This window comes from Burkholderia sp. BCC1640, assembly GCF_902833125.1.
In the GTDB taxonomy this organism is placed as follows: Bacteria; Pseudomonadota; Gammaproteobacteria; order Burkholderiales; family Burkholderiaceae; genus Burkholderia; species Burkholderia diffusa.
This window is the reverse complement of the sequence record NZ_CADFEF010000111.1, coordinates 1-709: the sequence shown is the minus strand read 5'-3', so window position 1 is coordinate 709 and position 709 is coordinate 1. Positions and strand designations below refer to the sequence as shown.

Here is a 709-nt window from a genome sequence, read left to right as displayed (position 1 = left end):
TCCTTGAGCAGCACCACCAGCGCGGTCGACACACCGAGCACCGCGGTGGGCAGGCCGAGCGGCAGATCGAAGGCGGACACCGCCAGCAAGGCCACCGCCGTCACGGCGATCCCGGCCAGCGCCACCTTGCCGCTCGAGCCGAGCGGCTCGACGGGCGGGTCCGTCGCACAGGCACCGGCGAGGTGCTCGCGGTGCGTATGGCGCAGCATCCAGAACGTCGCGAGGATCGACAGCGCCGAGGGCAAGGCAAAACGGGCCACCCAGGTACCCAGCGCCGGCGTATGGTTGCCGTACAGCACGAGATTGGCCGGGTTCGATATCGGCAGGACGAAGCTGGCCGCGTTCGCGACGAAGGCGCATGCATAGAGAAAAGGCAGCGGTCGAGTCCCGGCACGCCGCGCGGCAGCGAACACCGCCGGCGTGAGCACGACCGCCGCGGCATCGTTCGAGAGGAAGGCCGTCACGCCGACGCCGACCAGGTACACCTGCACGAACAGCCGGCGCGGCGAACCGTTTGCATGCCGGACGGCCAGCGCCGCGATCCAGTCGAACAGCCCCTCGTGACGGCCCAGATCGCCTCGGGCCAGCGGAAAGGACGCAGAATGACGCCCGCGGTCGAGCTCAGCGCGATACCCCAGGCAAGCCAGCTTGGACTCATCGGACGAGCGGCGTGTCTTCGACAAGCGCGGGGAGGCCGCAGGCGCGCTTC

The 709-nt window shown here is 70.0% G+C and carries 1 pseudogene; it reads right to left on the bottom strand.

Going from position 1 to position 709, the window contains the following annotated elements:
- Nucleotides 1-658 (bottom strand): annotated as a pseudogene (locus HWX25_RS32705) (SLC13 family permease); the annotation flags it as partial.
- Nucleotides 659-709: the final 51 nt, after the last annotated feature.